Here is a 15,029-nt window from a genome sequence, read left to right on the forward strand (position 1 = left end):
GCCGGCCTCCACCTCCGCGCCTCGATGATCTGGATCAACGACCTTCTGAAGGCAACCGGCTGATCACAACGCCACACAGGCCCTAGCTGTCCCGCGCATTCCGCCGCCCCGCCCTCACCCTCCCGTGATCCCGGCCACACCTCCACAAGCGATCAGGAGTGATCCATTCGCGTAAAGGATCTATAAGGTGTGGTGGCCATCAACACCATCCGAACGCAAGGGAACAGATGGGTAGACAGATACGGTGGACGGCGGCTCTCGCCGTCCCCCTCGCCCTCGGAGCGACGCTGCTCGCTCCGACCACCGCCCAGGCGGAAACGGTCGTCTCCGGGAACTACACCTCGGTCTTCAACTACCCGAGGCCCACGAGCGCCTACGACTACTCGATCAGCACCGGCGCGGGCGAACTGATCGATCTCGCCGCACCCGGTTCGACCCTGTACATGGGGATGTACTGGTTCAACAGCTCGGACCTGCGCGCGAAGCTCACCGCCGCCCAGGAGCGCGGGGTGAAGCTGCGCATCGTCGCGGAAGGGGCGAACCGGGGCTCCAGCGACCTGGACCAGCTGACGCTGACGGGCGGCTCGACCCTCACGTGGTGCAGCAACAGTTGCCTGGGCAACGGCTCGGGTGACACAAGGGCGATCAACCACGACAAGTACATGGTGCTCGACGCGCTCACCGACGGCCGCAAGAACGTCGTCTGGCAGAGCTCGCAGAACCTCGCGGGCGGCCAGGACGGCGAGATCAACAACGCCGTCGTCGTGGCGGGCAACGCGACGCTCGCCACCCGTTACCGCAACCACTTCAACGACCAGGTCGCGCACGCCGGCGACAGCCTGCACACGACGTACGACCACACCACGGGCGACCCGACGTCCCCGGTCGAGGCGTACTTCTCCCCGCGCGACACGGCCTCGGACGCCGCGCACTACGGCAACGCCGACATCCTGGCCTCGTTCATCGACCAGGTCGACTGCGCACGCGACGGCAAGATCAGGATCTCGGCGGCCGAGCTCGACCAGCGCTCCACCCGCCCCGCCGTCTACGAGGCCCTGGAGGCCAAGCGGGCCCAGGGCTGCGGCATCGAGGCGAACGCCCGCGACCTCAGCGACGGCGGCGGCAACAACGGCATCAACGAACTCGCCGGCCTCGACATCCCGGCCTACGGCAACCGCCCCGGCGGCTGCCGCTACAAGGCCTCGGCCACGTCGTCCTGCAACCGCGGCACCGTGCACTCCAAGTACCTGCTGACGGAGTGGAAGAAGGCCGACGGCACCCAGGTCCAGCATGTGTACACGGGCTCCCACAACTGGACCGCGGGCTCGCTGAAGACCAACGACGAGACGATCCTGCGCATCGACGACGCGGGCACCTACCAGGCATTCGTCGCCAACTTCAACAAGGCCCGCGCCCTCGTGGTCGACATCGACGCCACGAAGTACGGCTCGACGTCCCAGCACTACTCCCGCGTCAACGTGAACGCGAACGGCGACCAGCACTACAGCGCCGTCGCCTCCGGCGGCACCTCCTCGGTGTACACGGCGGTCGCGTACGAGCAGGGCGACCGGCACGACGCCTCGGACACCGAGCTGGGCACCGACGTGTACGTCCGCCTGTACAAGGACGGCGTTCCCCTGTGGGACGAGAAGCTGCTGAGCAACAGCGGGACCGGTACGACCTGGTCGCACCAGAAGCCCGACGTCGGCGTGGACGACCAGGGCAACGCGATCATCGTCTGGGCCAAGGACGACGACGGCAACAAGTACGCCGACATCGCCGTGCGCAAGGTGACCCCGGACGGCACGGTGACCACCCTGCCGCGCCCGCACGCCTCCGGTGACGGGGACCAGCTGCGGCCGACGGTCGCGGTGGCCGGTGACGGCTCCTACAGCGTCGCCTGGGAGAGCACGGCCGACGGCTCGACGCTCAACCAGGTGTACGCGAGCAGCTGGTCGCCGACCGGTGCCGCGCGCTACCAGGACGTCCAGGTCAGCACGATCAACTCGGGGGCGGCCGGATCCAACCGCCGGCCCGACGCGGCGATCGACGACGCCGGGAACACCGTGGTCACCTGGGAGGAGGACGCGGACGGCAACGGCGGACTCAACATCGGTGTGGCGAAACTGAACTCCGCGGGCGGCTTCGCCGTGGCCCGCAAGGTGGCCAACTCCCTCACGGACGGGCAGCAGAGCAAGCCCGCGGTGGCGTCCGCCGGTGACGGCCGGTTCGTCGTGGCGTGGACGGACGAGTACACCACGGGCACCGGCACGCTGGTCCGGCCCCAGCGGATCCAGCACCGCGTCTTCTCGGCGACCGGCACCCCCGCGGCGGCGGACCGGCGGACCACCGAGGACGCCACGGAGACCGGCCCCTATGTCGACGCCAAGCGGCCGATCTCCGACCAGGCCGACGCCGATGTGGCGGTCGCCGACGACGGCAGCTTCATCGTGGCGTGGAAGGAGGCCTTCGACGTGCTCGTCGGCAACCCCGCGACCCTGCGCCCCGGCCAGGACGACGTCTGGGCCCGCGGCTTCAACGCGGACGGAACGACGACCGGCCGGCTCATCCCCACCCGGATGAACGTGGTGACCGGCGGAGGCCAGGGCGGCGCGGCCGTGGCCCTCGCCGCGAACGGCCGTCTCGCGCTGACGTACTCGGACGACTACGACGGCAACGGCTTCAACGAGATGCGACTGCGGGACGCGTTCAAGAACGTCTGACCACGGTCCGACGGGACCACGGACCCGCCGGCGCGAACGCCCGAGGGCGGCACCCCTGGAGTGGGGTGCCGCCCTCGTTCGCGTGCTGCGACTGCGTACTGCGATGAACTACCGAGCCGGGGCTCAGAAGTCCATGTCACCGCCCGGCATGCCGCCGCCGGCGGGCGCGGACGCCTTCTCCGGCTTGTCGGCGATGACGGCCTCGGTGGTGAGGAACAGCGCGGCGATGGAGGCGGCGTTCTGCAGAGCAGAGCGGGTCACCTTCGCCGGGTCGATGATGCCCTCGGCGATCATGTCGACGTACTCACCCGTCGCGGCGTTCAGGCCCCAGCCCACGGTGAGGTTGCGGACCTTCTCCACGACGACGCCACCCTCGAGACCGCCGTTGACGGCGATCTGCTTGAGCGGGGCCTCCAGGGCGAGCTTCACGGCGTTGGCGCCGGTCGCCTCGTCACCCGACAGCTCGAGCTTCTCGAACACCGCGGAGGCCTGGAGCAGGGCCACGCCACCACCGGCGACGATGCCCTCCTCGACGGCCGCCTTCGCGTTGCGAACGGCGTCCTCGATGCGGTGCTTGCGCTCCTTGAGCTCGACCTCGGTGGCGGCACCGGCCTTGATGACGGCCACGCCGCCGGCCAGCTTCGCCAGACGCTCCTGGAGCTTCTCGCGGTCGTAGTCCGAGTCCGAGTTCTCGATCTCGGCACGGATCTGGTTGACGCGACCGGCAACCTGGTCCGCCGAGCCCGAGCCGTCGACGATCGTCGTCTCGTCCTTGGTGATGACGACCTTGCGGGCACGGCCCAGCAGGTCCAGACCCGCGTTCTCCAGCTTGAGGCCGACCTCCTCGGAGATGACCTCGCCGCCCGTGAGGATGGCGATATCGCCGAGCATGGCCTTGCGGCGGTCACCGAAGCCCGGAGCCTTGACGGCGACGGACTTGAAGGTGCCACGGATCTTGTTGACGACCAGGGTCGACAGGGCCTCGCCCTCGACGTCCTCGGCGATGATCAGCAGCGGCTTGCCGGACTGCATGACCTTCTCGAGAAGCGGCAGCAGGTCCTTGACGTTGCTGATCTTCGAGTTGGCGATCAGGATGTACGGGTCGTCGAGGACGGCCTCCATACGCTCCATGTCGGTGGCGAAGTACGCCGAGATGTAGCCCTTGTCGAAGCGCATACCCTCGGTGAGCTCCAGCTCCAGACCGAAGGTCTGGGACTCCTCGACGGTGATGACGCCTTCCTTGCCGACCTTGTCCATCGCCTCGGCGATGAGCTCGCCGATCTGGGTGTCGGCGGCGGAGATGGAGGCCGTCGAAGCGATCTGCTCCTTGGTCTCGACATCCTTCGCCTGCTCCAGCAGGGCACCGGAGACGGCCTCGACGGCCTTCTCGATACCGCGCTTCAGAGCCATCGGGTTGGCGCCCGCGGCGACGTTGCGGAGGCCTTCCTTGACCAGCGCCTGGGCCAGGACGGTCGCGGTCGTCGTGCCGTCACCGGCGACGTCGTCCGTCTTCTTCGCGACTTCCTTGACCAGCTCGGCGCCGATCTTCTCGTACGGGTCCTCGAGCTCGATCTCCTTGGCGATGGAAACACCGTCGTTGGTGATCGTGGGGGCGCCCCACTTCTTCTCGAGGACGACGTTGCGGCCCTTGGGGCCAAGGGTGACCTTGACGGCGTCGGCGAGCTGGTTCATCCCGCGCTCGAGACCGCGCCGTGCCTCCTCGTCGAACGCGATGATCTTGGCCATGTGAAGTGGTCCTCCCGGACTGGGGTGGGATCTCCAGGACCGCGCCCGCGCCCGCGACGGACGGCCTACCGACCTCGTGGTTCCTTGCCCCACCCGGCCTGCGGGCCTCACCGACCCGGTCCTCGTTGTCACTCTCACCTTCAGAGTGCTAACGCCAATGATTAGCACTCGACCCATACGAGTGCAAGCGGCTCTCGGGTTCTGGGCTCCCCGCCCGGGGCATGCCGAAGGGCCCGCACCCCATGGGGTACGAGCCCTTCGGAAGAAGAACGTCGCTGCAGTAAGTCGGCGCGTGCTTCAGCCGGTCGCCAGTCGGACCATGTCCGCCTGCGGCCCCTTCTGGCCCTGCGAGATCTCAAAATCGACCCGCTGACCCTCTTCCAGGGTGCGGTAGCCGTCCATCTGAATCGCGCTGTAGTGGACGAAAACATCCGCACCACCGTCGACCGCGATGAAGCCGTACCCCTTCTCCGCGTTGAACCACTTGACGGTGCCCTGAGCCATGCCTAACTCCCCTATTACTGGCCCTTGCACAGATCCGCACTTCGCGGATCCGGGTCAGACCTCACCCCCCAACGGTTGGGGGTGTGCGCCGGAACGCGTCGACCGCGGCTGAATGTATCTGTCCAACTGCCGTCTGCAACAGGTCAATCCGACGAGAATTCTGGGCACGGCCGATCGGGAATATGTGAAGAATTCACGAAGATTCAGGGCAAGTCGGGCCCCACAAAAGCCATGAACGGCTTAAAAAGGTAGGACACTTTGGCTGCTTCTTGTCGGGCTTCGGGCGCGAACTCATATGCGCCCGGCATGCGGAGCGAAGCAGGTTCCCCAACTGTACCGCGCTCAACCATACAGAATTGCCCCCTCCGTTTCTCTCACGGAGAGGGCAATTCGATGAACTCTCGGTAACTACCGTTACCGTCGGTAATGATCAGCCGCCGGCGACGGCCGGAATGATCGAGACCCCGGCCCCGTCCGGCGTCGCCGTCTCCAGCCCCTGCTCGAACCGGACGTCGTCGTCGTTCACGTACACGTTGACGAACCGCCGCAGCTTCCCCTGGTCGTCCAGGACCCGGGCGGCGATCCCGGCGTGGTTCTTCTCCAGATCGGCGATGACCTCGGCAAGGGTCGAGCCTTCGGCAGCGACCTCGGCCTTTCCGCCCGTGTAGGTGCGCAGGATGGTGGGGATACGAACGTTGACGCTCATGGGGTAAGACCTCCGTCGGAGTGGGTGGCCCCGTAAGGGGCGCGGGGAACTGCGCGACCAGCCCCCACCGGCCTGCAGCTTGAATACAGCCTTTCCCGCGAGGCGCCTAAGCGAGGCCGGCCTCTCGGAAAGAGTCCAGGCTGGGTCGGATCGTTGCGGTCAGGCCGGTGCCGGCCACCGCGTCGAGAGTCTTAAGGCCATCACCCGTGTTGAGGACGACAGTCGTGAGCGTCGGATCCAGCAGCCCGTTCTCGATCAGCTTCTTGGTAACCCCGACGGTCACACCACCGGCGGTCTCCGCAAAGATCCCCTCGGTCCGCGCAAGCAACTTGATCGCATCGACGATCTGCTCGTCGTTCACGTCCTCCACAGCCCCACCGGTACGCCGCGCGATATCCAGCACGTACGGCCCATCCGCCGGGTTCCCGATGGCGAGCGACTTCGCGATCGTGTTCGGCTTCTGCGGCCGTACGACGTCGTGTCCGGCCTTGTACGCAACGGACACCGGCGAGCAGCCCTCGGCCTGGGCGCCGAAGATCTTGTACGGCTTGTCCTCGACGAGCCCGAGCTTGATCAGCTCCTGCAGACCCTTGTCGATCTTCGTGAGCTGGGAGCCGGAGGCGATGGGCACGACCAGCTGGTCGGGGAGCTGCCAGCCGAGCTGCTCGCAGATCTCGTACGCGAGGGTCTTGGAGCCCTCCGCGTAGTACGGCCGCAGGTTGACGTTGACGAAGCCCCAGCCCTCGCCGGCCGGGTCGCCGATCAGCTCGGAGCAGAAGCGGTTCACGTCGTCGTAGTTGCCCTCGATGCCGACGAGCTCGCCGCCGTAGACCGCGGCCATGACGACCTTGCCCTGCTCCAGGTCGTGCGGGATGAACACGCAGGAACGGAAGCCGGCGCGGGCGGCGGCCGCGCCCACTGCACCGGCGAGGTTGCCGGTGGAGGAGCAGGAGAGCGTGGTGAAGCCGAAGACGCGGGCGGCCTCGATGGCCTGCGCGACGACACGGTCCTTGAAGGAGTGCGTCGGGTTGCCGGAGTCGTCCTTCACGAAGAGCTTGCCGGGATCGACGCCCAGCTCGCGCGCGAGGTTGTCGGCCTTGACGAGCTTGGTCCAGCCGGGGTTGATGTTGGGCTTGTCGGCCACGTCCGCGGGGACGGGCAGAAGCGGCGCGTACCGCCAGACGTTCGCGGGTCCCGCCTCGATCTTCTTACGGAGTTCCTCGGTGTCGTAGGCCGAGAAGTCGTACGCGATCTCCAGCGGGCCGAAACACTCCTCGCAGGCGAAGACCGGGCCGAGCGGAACGCGGTGTCCGCACTCGCGGCAGGAAAGCGCCGCGGCAGGGCCGAGGTCGACGGAGTTCGCGGCGGTGGTGGAGTTCGTGGTGCTTGCAACTGTCTGCGCAGCCATTGGAGGCGAGGCCCTTTCTCCTCATCTTCCTCACGACGCACTTCGCCGTGAGACGGATTTGGCACCTTCCCTAGCCGGGAGCCTCGCCGCGCTGATCGACGATGATCAGGACGAGACCGGCTGGAGGGTTGCCGGGGCTTCAACGGGCCGTATCCCTCTGCCCCTCTGGATGAGCGCTATTCGGTTGTTGATCGCTTGCTGATCTCTTGGTTGATCGCTTGCTGATCTCTTGTTGAACTGTGAAACACGTCGATGGCCCCCGACATGCGATGGTCATCAGCGTTGTTCAAGACTGTAACCGAAGGCCTGGATGGTGGAGAGAGCCGTCCGAACCGCGAGATGACAGTGACGCACCCGACACTGCCGAGCGGCGGGCACACGCATCCCAATGAACGCAAGGGAGAGCCGCACGTGCTGGAAGACGTCGAGCGCTGGCTGAGCACGCGCTCCTGGTCCGTCGAGGACCGCCCGCTCAAGAAACTCATCGCCGCGAAGCGTGCCACCGGCTCCGCGGTGAGCGTCGTACTGCCCGCGCTCAACGAGGAGGAGACCGTCGGCGAGATCGTCGCCGTGATCCGCCGTGAGCTGATGACCAGGAAGGTGCCGCTCGTCGACGAGATCGTGGTGATCGACTCGGGCTCGACGGACCGTACCTCCGAGGTCGCCGCCGACGCGGGCGCCCGCGTCGTGCACCGGGACGAGATCCTGCCCCGCATCCCGACCGTCCCCGGCAAGGGCGAGGTGCTGTGGCGCTCGCTGCTCGTCACCAGCGGGGACATCGTCGCCTTCATCGACGCGGACCTGAAGGAGTTCTCGGCCGACTTCGTCTCCGGGATCGTCGGACCGCTGCTCACCGACCCGGGCGTCGACCTCGTCAAGGCGATGTACGACCGCCCGCTGGGCGGCGCCGCAGGCCAGGGCGGCCGAGTCACGGAACTCATGGCCCGCCCGCTGCTGAACATGCACTGGCCGCAGCTGGCCGGCTTCGTCCAGCCGCTGGGCGGGGAGTACGCAGCCCGCCGCTCCCTCCTGGAACAGCTGCCCTTCCCCGTCGGATACGGCGTCGAGCTGGGCATGCTGGTCGACGCCCTGCACCTGGTGGGCCTGGACGCCCTCGCGCAGGTGGACGTCGGCGTCCGCAAGCACCGCCACCAGGACGGCCAGGCCCTGGGCCGCATGTCCGCCGCGATCTACCGCACGGCCCAGCTGCGGCTGGCCAGGGGCCACATGATCCGCCCGTCGCTGACCCAGTTCGAGCGGGGGGACGCCGGCTTCGAGCCGCGCACGTACTCGGTGGACACGGAGGAGCGGCCGCCGATGGCGGAGATCGAGGAGTACGTGGAACGCAAGGCCGCGTAAGCGCAAGCCCACGTAAGCACAAGGCCACGTAACAGCGCCCCGTCAGGGGCGCGGGGCTGTGACATTTGCGGCTCCGCCCGGGGCCGCGCCCGTCCCCGCCGCCCCGCTGGCGTCCCACGACCTCCTGTATACGGCCGGTGGGAACGTTTGAGCGTATAGAGGCTGGGCTAGATTTCGAGGCATGGCTTCCACGCACGGTGCCCACATCCTCGTCGCCTCCAACCGCGGCCCGGTCTCGTACGCCCTGGACGAGACCGGGGCGCTCACCGCCAAGCGCGGCGGTGGCGGCCTGGTCTCCGGGCTCTCCGCCATCGGGCCCGAGGCGGGCGCCCTGTGGGTGTGCTCGGCCCTCGGCGACGGCGACCGCGAAGCGGTGCGGCGGGGCGTCGGCGAAGAGGGCGTACGGATGCTGGACATCGACGCCGACGTGCACGCGGACGCGTACAACGGCATCGCCAACTCCGCGCTGTGGTTCGTCCACCACATGCTGTACCAGACGCCCCTGGAGCCGGTCTTCGACGCGGAGTTCCGGCGACAGTGGGCGGCGTACGAGACGTACAACCACGCCTTCGCCCAGGCGCTGGCCGAGGAGTCGGCGGAGGGTGCCGCCGTCCTCGTCCAGGACTACCACCTGACACTGGTGCCGCGGATGCTCCGCGAGCTGCGCCCCGACCTGCGGATCGGGCACTTCTCGCACACGCCGTGGGCCCCGCCGGACTACTTCCGGCTGCTGCCGGACGACATCGCGGCGCAGGTGCTCGGCGGCATCCTGGGTGCCGACCGGGCCGCGTTCCTGACGCAGCGGTGGGCGGATGCGTTCACGGACTGCTGTCACGCCGTGCTGGGCCCCGGCATCCCGTCGGGCACGCGGATCGGCGTGCACGGTCTCGGGGCGGACGCGGACTTCCTGCGCGAGCGCTCGCACCGGCCGGACGTCGACGAGCGGATGGCGGCACTGCGGGAGCAGATCGGCGCGGCTCCCGACGGCGGCGCCCGGAAGACGATCGTGCGGGTGGACCGGACCGAGCTGTCGAAGAACATCGTGCGCGGGCTGCTGGCGTACAGGCAGCTGCTGGAGGACCGGCCGGAGTGGCGTGAACGAGTGGTGCACGTGGCTCTCGCGTACCCCTCGCGGCAGGACCTCAAGATCTACCGGGACTACATGGACGAGGTGCAGCGGGTCGCCGACGACATCAACTCCCGTTATGGCACGCCCGGTTGGACACCGGTCCTGCTGCATCTGAAGGACGACTTCGCACGCTCGCTGGCCGCGTACCGGCTGGCGGACGTCGCCCTCGTCAACCCCATCCGGGACGGCATGAACCTCGTCGCCAAGGAAGTCCCCGTCGTGTCGGACGACGGGTGCGTGCTGGTGCTGTCCCGGGAGGCGGGGGCGTACGAGGAGCTGGGCGAGGACGCGATCACGGTGAACCCGTACGACGTCTGTGGCACCGCCCGCGCGCTGCACGAGGCGCTGACGATGCCGTTGGACGAGCGGGCCGAGAGGACCAAGCGGCTCGCTGCCGCGGCGACCGCGCTGCCCCCGGCCCAGTGGTTCCTGGACCAGTTGCACGCGCTGGACGCGTAGCGCTACCGCGGGGCCGTTCGAACGCTGCGGGTTCGTTGTGGCTGGTCGCGCAGTTCCCCGCGCCCCTTACGGGGCGCGCTTGTGGGCCAGCTCAGTTGCCAGTGATCCGAGGAGGCGTACTACTCCCTCCGGGCCGTCGACCACCAGGTCTGCGCGGTCGGCGAGTTCTGTTACCTCGTTGCTGCCGCTGCATACGAGGAGGCCCGGTACGCCGTCGGAGCGGAGCTTTTCCACGGCGGCGAAGGCGGGGAGGTCGCCCAGGTCGTCGCCGCAGTACATGACCGACTCGGCGGCGATGTCGCGTGCGTACTCGCTGAGGGCGACGCCCTTGTCCATGCCCGGTGGGCGGAGCTCGAGGACCATGCGGCCCGGTTCGACGATCAGGCCGTGCTTCCCGGCGAGCTCGGTGAGGGGTTCGCGGAGGGCCTCGAAGGCGGCCTGGGGGTCCTGGGCGCGGCGGGTGTGGACCGCGACGGCCCTTCCCTTCTCCTCGATCCAGGTGCCCTGCCAGGCGCCGATGGCGTCGAGGAAGCCGGGGAGTTCGGCGCGGGCCGCGGCCACGCCGGGGTGGGGAGCGGGGGCGTTGACCGTGCTGGTGACGGCGTCCCAGCGTTCGGCGCCGTAGTGGCCGAGCACGACGAGGTGCTCCAGCCCGGGGACGCCGGCGAAGCCGCCGTACCGGACCGCGACGCCGGCCGGGCGGCCGGTGACCACGGCGACGGACGCCACCTTCGGTGCCAGCGCTGCCAGCGCCGGTACCGCGTCCGGGTGCGCCCTGGCCTGCTCCGGGTCCGGGACGATCGGGGCGAGCGTGCCGTCGAAGTCGAAGGCGAGTACGGCCCTCTCGGGCCGCGCGAGGATGGCATCGAGACCGTCTCGGCCCGCCTGGGTCACGGGGGTCGGCATCGACGATGAGTCGGGTTGACTGGCCATGGTGTGACCTTATCCGCGGAGGGGGACGGGGTGGGGCCCGCGGCGAAGGCGCTCAAAGATGCAGTCGCCCCCTCAGCTGGATGCAGTCGCCCCCTCAGCCCTCCCTCTCGGCCCGGCGCACATCCCTCACCCGCCGCAGCCGGTTGACGGTGACCGGATCGTGGGCCAGGGCCCGCGGCGCGTCCAGGAGGGCGTTCAGGAGCTGGTAGTAGCGGACCGGGGCCAGGCCCAGTTCCTCCCGTATCGCACGCTCCTTGGCACCCGGCGTGGGCCACCCACGCCGCTCCAGCGCGAGGACGGCGCGCTCCTGCGGGGTCAGCTCCTCGTCGTCCATGCCCCGCACGGTAGCCGCTGCCACCGACAAGGCGCCCCTATAGGGGCGCGGGGCTGTGACATTTTGCGGCTCCGCCGCGTGGGCGCGATCAGCCACAACGGACCCGCACGCAACGAACCGGCCCGCAGACCTACGACGCGTTCTCCCGCGCGGCAGCGCTCCGCTGCAGCTGGCCGAGAATCGCGGCAGGATTCCCCTCAGGACTCACGGCCTTGCCGATCTGCTTCTTGATGTCCGCGCTCACCGACGCCCAGGACGTCTGGGCCACGGGATACAGCTCGGCATTGGGCAGTTCCTCGAGGAACTCGAGGAGATGCGCGTCGTCCTTGTCGGCCGCCATCGCGTCGGAAGCGGAGGTCGTCACCGGCAGCAGGTCGTACTCGTGCGAGAAGTCGAGCACGTTCTTGTCGCTGTACACGTAGTCGAGGAAGTCCCCGATCTGCTCGGCGTGCCCGTTCTTCTTGAACGCCATCATCCAGTCGGCGACACCCATCGTGGCCTTGGACCGCCCGTTGACCCCGGGCATCGGCACCATGCCGAACTTCACACCCTTCGCCTCGGCGGCCTTCATCAGCGTGGGGTGGCCGTTCAGCATCCCGACCTCGCCGCGCGTGAACGCCGCGAAGGCCTGCGCCCGGTTGAGCTTCGCGGGTGCGACAGGACCGGTGAGCCCCTTCTCGACCAGCTCCTCCTTGAGCCAGGTGAAGGTGTCGATGTTCTGCTCGGAGTCGATGCCGTACGAACCGACCGCGTCCGTGTACCCCTCGCCGCCGCTGAGCAGCCACATCATGGTCTCGGCCTGCGCCTCCTCGGGCCCGAGCGGCAGCGCGTACGGGTACTTCACGCCACGGGACTTGAGAACCTTCGCGTCGGCCGCGAGGTCGCTCCAGCTCTCCGGCGGGGTGAGGCCAGCGTCGGAGAAGAGCTTCTTGTTGTAGAAGAGCAGCCGCGTCGAGGAGGCGAACGGCATGCCGTACTGCGTCCGGTCGACCTCACCCGCCTCGGAGAGCCGCGACACGAAGTCGGACTGGGTGTCGATGGAGAGCAGCTCCTCGACCTTGTAGAGCTGGCCCTTGGCGGCGTAGTCGGCGTACGCGCCGATCTGCGCCATGTCGGGCGCGTCGCCCTCGGCGACCATCTTCTTGACCTTGGCGTCCACGTCGTTCCAGGAGTAGACGTCGACCTCGATCTCGATGCCGGGGTGCTCAGCCTCGTACGCCTTGGTGAGCTTGTCCCAGTACTTTTGGGAGCTGTTCGCCTTGGAGTCGCCGTAGTCGGCCGCGACCAGTCTCAGCGTGACGTTCCCGGATCCGGCTGAGCCGCCGCCGCAGCCCCCGAGGACCGCCGTCATGCCCAGCGCGGACACCACCGCGATCAGACCTGTCACTCGCCGCTGCACCGCTGTCGCCCCAACCTTGTCGTCTCGCACCTTGGTTCACACGGCCGATGGGCATGGCCGGTTCACTAGTGCGATCCCCCGCTTCCGATTCGCAATTTCGCTCTAAGGTCTACACCACGTAAGTGGACTAGACCTCTCATGGGGTCAGGGGCGACACTGTCCCCGTGAGACATGTCATCGCCCTGGACGTGGGCGGCACCGGGATGAAGGCCGCCCTCGTAGGGGCGGACGGCGAGCTGCTGCACCAGGCCCGCCGCGCAACAGGCCGGGAGCGCGGCCCCGACTCCGTCGTCGAGTCGATCCTCGCCTTCGCGGCCGACCTGCGCGCGCACGGCGAGCGCCACTTCGGCGAGCCCGCGGCGGCCGCCGGCGTGGCCGTGCCCGGCATCGTGGACGCCGACCGCGGCATCGCGGCGTACTCGGCCAACCTCGGCTGGCGCGACGTACCCCTGCGGGACCTGCTCAGCGAGCGGCTGAACGGGGTCCCGGTCGCCCTCGGCCACGACGTGCGCACCGGCGGGCTCGCCGAGGGCCGGATCGGTGCGGGCCGGGGCGCGGACCGTTTCCTGTTCGTACCGCTCGGCACCGGCATCGCGGGCGCGATCGGTATCGACGGCCGTGTGGAGGCGGGCGCGCACGGCTTCGCGGGCGAGATCGGCCACATCGTCGTACGCCCCGGGGGCATCCCGTGTCCGTGCGGGCAGCGCGGCTGTCTGGAGCGGTTCGCGTCCGCGGCGGCGGTCAGCGAGGCCTGGGCCGAGGCGTCCGGCGCCCCGGACGCGGACGCGGCGGACTGCGCGAAGGCCGTCGAGTCCGGGGACCCGCGGGCACTGACCGTCTGGCAGGAGGCCGTGGACGCGCTCGCCGACGGACTCGTCACCGCGCTCACTCTGCTGGACCCGCGCACGCTGATCATCGGTGGCGGTCTCGCCGAAGCCGGGGAAACCTTGTTCACACCGCTGCGGGCGGCGGTCGAGCGACGCGTCACCTTCCAGAAGCTGCCCACCATCGTCCCGGCAGCCCTCGGCGACACGGCCGGCTGCCTCGGCGCCGGACTGCTGGCCTGGGACCTGCTGTCCACCGCACCTACTGCCCCCTCGGAGGTAACCACCTGATGGCCACTAGCCAAGTGCTCGCCGGTGCCAGGGTGGTACTGCCCACCGGGATCGTGGACGGCGGCCGCGTGATCGTCGACGGCGCACGGATCGCCGGCAGCGCGCCCATGGACGCCCCGGCCGTGGATCTCAGGAACCACTGGGTGGTCCCCGGCTTCGTCGACATGCACAACCACGGCGGCGGCGGCGCGTCCTTCACCTCCGGATCCGTCGAGGAGATCCTCAAGGGCATCCACACCCACCGTCTGCACGGCACCACGACCCTCGTCGCCTCCACCGTCACCGGCGACATGGACGGCCTCGCCCAGCGCGCCGGACTGCTCTCCGAACTGGCCGAGCAGGGCGACATCGCGGGCATCCACTTCGAGGGCCCGTTCATCTCCCCGTGCCGCAAGGGCGCGCACTCCGAGGAACTGCTGCGCGACCCGGACCCGGCGGAGGTCCGCAAGCTGATCGACGCGGCCCGCGGCCGGGCCAAAATGGTCACGCTCGCCACCGAACTGCCGGGCGGCATCGACTCCGTACGCCTCCTCGCCGAGCACGGCGTCATCGCGGCGATCGGGCACACGGACGCGACGTACGAGCAGACCGTGGAGGCCATCGAGGCGGGCGCGACCGTGGCGACGCACCTCTACAACGCGATGCCCACACTCGGACACCGCTCCCCCGGCCCGATCGCCGCTCTCCTCGAGGACGAGCGGATCACGGTCGAGCTGATCAACGACGGTACGCATCTGCACCCCGCCTCCCTCCAGCTGGCGTTCCATCACGCGGGCGGCGACCGGGTGGCGTTCATCACGGACGCGATGGACGCGGCGGGCTTCGGCGACGGCCGGTACATGCTCGGCCCGCTGGAGGTCGAGGTCAGCGAGGGAGTGGCGCGCCTGGTGGACGGCGGCTCGATCGCGGGCTCGACGCTCACGCTGGACCGGGCGTTCAAGCGGGCGGTGACCGTGGACCGGCTGCCGGTCGAGGACGTGGTCGCGGCCATCTCCGCCAATCCGGCCCGTGTACTGGGCCTTTACGACCGGGTGGGCTCGCTCGAGCCGTGCAAGGACGCCGACCTCGTGGTGCTGGACGCGGAGTTCGGTCTCAAGGGCGTGATGCGCCGGGGCGAATGGGTGGTGGATCCCCAACTGGGCTGATTCACCCCGTTGTTGCCGTACGGCGGTTGGCCTGGAGGACTGGGCCGACCGCCGTTCTCTTTGGCATGA

General features: G+C 69.0%; 12 protein-coding genes and 1 riboswitch. Of the genes, 5 read left to right on the forward strand and 7 right to left on the reverse strand.

Annotation, left to right across the window (positions count from 1 at the left end; translation table 11 throughout):
* The first annotated feature begins 227 nt into the window (after positions 1-227).
* Positions 228-2,723, forward strand: a complete 2,496-nt coding sequence (locus GAS53_RS45175) for a phospholipase D-like domain-containing protein (protein ID WP_151483607.1) — start codon at positions 228-230, stop codon at positions 2,721-2,723.
* Positions 2,724-2,846: 123 nt separating this feature from the next.
* On the opposite strand, the gene groL is transcribed toward GAS53_RS45175, so the two are convergent.
* The 4 genes from groL to thrC form a co-directional block, all read right to left on the reverse strand.
* A complete protein-coding gene (gene groL, locus GAS53_RS45180) occupies positions 2,847-4,469 on the reverse strand; it encodes a chaperonin GroEL (protein ID WP_151483608.1) in 1,623 nt (540 codons plus the stop codon).
* Positions 4,470-4,766: 297 nt separating this feature from the next.
* Complete coding sequence (locus GAS53_RS45185; protein WP_007493268.1) at positions 4,767-4,973, reverse strand: cold-shock protein; 207 nt, start codon at positions 4,971-4,973, stop codon at positions 4,767-4,769.
* A gap of 430 nt (positions 4,974-5,403) precedes the next feature.
* Positions 5,404-5,679 (reverse strand): MoaD/ThiS family protein, encoded by a 276-nt coding sequence (locus GAS53_RS45190; protein ID WP_151483609.1) that lies wholly within the window; start codon positions 5,677-5,679, stop codon positions 5,404-5,406.
* Between the two features lie 106 nt (positions 5,680-5,785).
* Positions 5,786-7,087 (reverse strand): threonine synthase, encoded by a 1,302-nt coding sequence (gene thrC / locus GAS53_RS45195; RefSeq protein WP_151483610.1) that lies wholly within the window; start codon positions 7,085-7,087, stop codon positions 5,786-5,788.
* An 18-nt stretch (positions 7,088-7,105) separates the two neighbouring features.
* Positions 7,106-7,263: riboswitch (SAM riboswitch) on the reverse strand.
* A gap of 235 nt (positions 7,264-7,498) precedes the next feature.
* Between thrC and GAS53_RS45200 the strand changes: the two genes are divergently transcribed.
* Both GAS53_RS45200 and GAS53_RS45205 read left to right on the forward strand, forming a co-directional pair.
* Entirely contained in the window at positions 7,499-8,446 is a 948-nt protein-coding gene (locus GAS53_RS45200; RefSeq protein ID WP_151483611.1) for a glucosyl-3-phosphoglycerate synthase, read from the forward strand.
* Between the two features lie 181 nt (positions 8,447-8,627).
* On the forward strand, positions 8,628-10,034 hold the full coding sequence (locus tag GAS53_RS45205; protein WP_151483612.1) for an alpha,alpha-trehalose-phosphate synthase (UDP-forming): 1,407 nt from the start codon (positions 8,628-8,630) through the stop codon (positions 10,032-10,034).
* Positions 10,035-10,100: 66 nt separating this feature from the next.
* On the opposite strand, the gene otsB is transcribed toward GAS53_RS45205, so the two are convergent.
* From otsB to GAS53_RS45220, 3 genes are all read right to left on the reverse strand, one after another.
* The gene (gene otsB, locus GAS53_RS45210) at positions 10,101-10,967 is read right to left on the reverse strand and encodes a trehalose-phosphatase (protein ID WP_151483613.1); all 867 of its coding nucleotides are present in this window, start codon (positions 10,965-10,967) and stop codon (positions 10,101-10,103) included.
* Between the two features lie 94 nt (positions 10,968-11,061).
* Entirely contained in the window at positions 11,062-11,301 is a 240-nt protein-coding gene (locus GAS53_RS45215; RefSeq protein ID WP_151483614.1) for a DUF3263 domain-containing protein, read from the reverse strand.
* A 130-nt stretch (positions 11,302-11,431) separates the two neighbouring features.
* A complete protein-coding gene (locus tag GAS53_RS45220; RefSeq protein WP_450165138.1) occupies positions 11,432-12,700 on the reverse strand; it encodes an ABC transporter substrate-binding protein in 1,269 nt (422 codons plus the stop codon).
* Between the two features lie 164 nt (positions 12,701-12,864).
* Between GAS53_RS45220 and GAS53_RS45225 the strand changes: the two genes are divergently transcribed.
* Both GAS53_RS45225 and nagA read left to right on the forward strand, forming a co-directional pair.
* Positions 12,865-13,815, forward strand: a complete 951-nt coding sequence (locus GAS53_RS45225; RefSeq protein ID WP_151483615.1) for an ROK family protein — start codon at positions 12,865-12,867, stop codon at positions 13,813-13,815.
* The gene (gene nagA / locus GAS53_RS45230; protein ID WP_151483616.1) at positions 13,815-14,960 is read left to right on the forward strand and encodes an N-acetylglucosamine-6-phosphate deacetylase; all 1,146 of its coding nucleotides are present in this window, start codon (positions 13,815-13,817) and stop codon (positions 14,958-14,960) included. Before GAS53_RS45225 ends, nagA begins: the two co-directional genes overlap by 1 nt.
* The last annotated feature ends 69 nt before the right edge of the window (positions 14,961-15,029 follow it).

This window comes from Streptomyces albicerus, assembly GCF_008905045.1.
Taxonomy (GTDB): domain Bacteria; phylum Actinomycetota; class Actinomycetes; order Streptomycetales; family Streptomycetaceae; genus Streptomyces; species Streptomyces albicerus.

What these genes read in the sequence shown, in the direction of transcription:
- GAS53_RS45175 (WP_151483607.1), top strand. Translation starts at nt 228, where the DNA reads ATGGGTAGACAGATACGGTGGACGGCGGCTCTCGCCGTCCCCCTCGCC.
- GAS53_RS45215 (WP_151483614.1), bottom strand. Translation starts at nt 11,301, where the DNA reads ATGGACGACGAGGAGCTGACCCCGCAGGAGCGCGCCGTCCTCGCGCTG.
- GAS53_RS45190 (WP_151483609.1), bottom strand. Translation starts at nt 5,679, where the DNA reads ATGAGCGTCAACGTTCGTATCCCCACCATCCTGCGCACCTACACGGGC.
- GAS53_RS45205 (WP_151483612.1), top strand. Translation starts at nt 8,628, where the DNA reads ATGGCTTCCACGCACGGTGCCCACATCCTCGTCGCCTCCAACCGCGGC.
- groL (WP_151483608.1), bottom strand. Translation starts at nt 4,469, where the DNA reads ATGGCCAAGATCATCGCGTTCGACGAGGAGGCACGGCGCGGTCTCGAG.
- otsB (WP_151483613.1), bottom strand. Translation starts at nt 10,967, where the DNA reads ATGGCCAGTCAACCCGACTCATCGTCGATGCCGACCCCCGTGACCCAG.
- nagA (WP_151483616.1), top strand. Translation starts at nt 13,815, where the DNA reads ATGGCCACTAGCCAAGTGCTCGCCGGTGCCAGGGTGGTACTGCCCACC.
- GAS53_RS45185 (WP_007493268.1), bottom strand. Translation starts at nt 4,973, where the DNA reads ATGGCTCAGGGCACCGTCAAGTGGTTCAACGCGGAGAAGGGGTACGGC.
- thrC (WP_151483610.1), bottom strand. Translation starts at nt 7,087, where the DNA reads ATGGCTGCGCAGACAGTTGCAAGCACCACGAACTCCACCACCGCCGCG.